Below are 1,891 nucleotides of genomic sequence, written 5' to 3'. Positions count from 1 at the left end.
TTGGCTTTATTCTGGTACTCGGGATAGTGGTGGATGATGCGATTATAATTGGGGAAAGCGCTTATACCGAGATAGAAAAGCGCGGTAAATCGACCGCGGCGGTAATTGCCGGGGCCCAGAAAGTTGCCATGCCGGCCACGTTTGGCGTGTTAACGACGATTGCTGCCTTTGTGCCAATGTTAATGGTTGGCGGTGGCCAGTCGGCGATTTGGGAGTCGATTGCCTGGGTAGTGGTGCTGTGTCTGGTGTTCTCAATTATTGAGTCAAAACTTATTTTACCTACCCACATTGCCAATATGGATACTAAACCGTGGAACCCGGATAAGGGCGGCATTTATGCCTTAGGCCGGTTTGGTAGCAATACCTTAAAACGGGTTCGTGAAACGGTATCCCGTGTGCTGTACCGCTTTATTCACAACACTTATAAACCTTTTATCGAGCGCTGTATTCAACTGCGTTATCTGACCATGGCATGCTTTTTTGCCCTGATGATCCTGATGATAGGGGTGCTGCAAGGTGGTTTTGTCCGTTGGGTGTTTTTCCCGAATATCCCCAGCGACTTTATTCAGGCTAATGTGCAAATGGAAGAGGGCGCATCAAATGAAGCCACGGTGCTGGCGATGCAGGAAATTGAAAAAGCCTTACTGCGCGCCAATACTGAACTGGGCCGTGAATTTAATGAAGATGTGATTAAACACCGGCTGGTATTTTTAAACAGCGATACCGCAGGTCAGCTGGTGGTTGAGCTTGAAAAAAGTGAAAACCGCGAAATAGACGGCTTTGAGATTGCCAAGCGCTGGCGCGAGCAGATACCGGAAATCCCGGGGTTAAAAACATTTAAAATTAATAGCTCTCCGATGGGCGGCGGTGGGGCTGATATTGCGCTGCAACTGCGCGGTACCAACTTACAAAACCTGCAACTGGCGACTGAAGAGCTAAAAGCCCGCTTAGCCGAATATGCCGGGGTATTTGATATTGAAGACAACCTGCTTGGCGGCAATGACGAAATTGTATTGGCACTAAAACCTGAGGCCGAGTTACTGGGCATTAGCCTGGCCGATTTGGCCCGGCAGGTACGCTATGGCTTTTACGGCGCTGAAGCTCAACGCCTGCAGCGCAATGGCGAAGAGATTAAAGTAATGGTGCGTTATCCGCGCGATGAGCGCCGCTCAATTGGTGATTTGGAAAACATGCGTATTCGCACGGCTAACGGTGGCGAAGTGCCATTTTCCCGGGTGGCCAGCTATACCATGCAGCCAAGCTTTAGTGCCATTAACCGGGTGAATGGTGAGCGGGCGGTAACCATTAGCGCCGCCGCCGATAAAACCCTGATTGAGCCAGCAAAAGTCGTTCGTGAAGTACAAGATAAAGTGATCAAAGAGCTGGAGCAAAAATACCTGGGCGTTACCGGGTCATTAGACGGTGCCAGTCAGGATGAAATAGATACGCAGGTTGACTTAATGAAAGCGGCGGTGCTGGCATTGTTTGCCATTTACGCGTTAATGGCAATACCGCTTAAATCTTACAGTCAGCCACTCATTATTATGAGCGTGATCCCGTTTGGTTTAATTGGCGCAGTGGTAGGCCATATGCTACTTGGCCTGAGCCTGAGTTTCATGTCGATTTTTGGCTTGGTAGCGCTGGCTGGCGTGGTAGTAAATGACAGTCTTATTATGGTGGATTTTGTTAACCGGGCGCGCGAGCAGGGCATTGCCATTAAGCAGGCGGTGGTAGAAGCCGGTACCCAGCGTTTTCGGGCCATTTTATTAACCTCGCTTACCACCTTTGTCGGACTGGCCCCTATTGTGCTGGAGCGCAGCTTACAGGCAAAAATTGTCGTGCCAATGGCGGTGTCCTTGGCCTTCGGTATTCTGTTCGCGACGGTTATTAC

At 50.0% G+C, this 1,891-nt stretch carries 1 protein-coding gene; it reads left to right on the top strand.

The window, feature by feature from the left end:
• Window positions 1-1,891 (top strand): efflux RND transporter permease subunit (locus ABY802_RS16825; protein WP_372628268.1); only part of this gene is annotated, 1,891 nt, incomplete at both ends.

Origin of the sequence: Arsukibacterium sp. (genome assembly GCF_041616895.1) — a bacterium.
Classification (GTDB): Bacteria; Pseudomonadota; Gammaproteobacteria; order Enterobacterales; family Alteromonadaceae; genus Alishewanella.
Note: the sequence above shows the minus strand (reverse complement) of the source record. Positions and strands in the feature narration are given on the sequence as shown.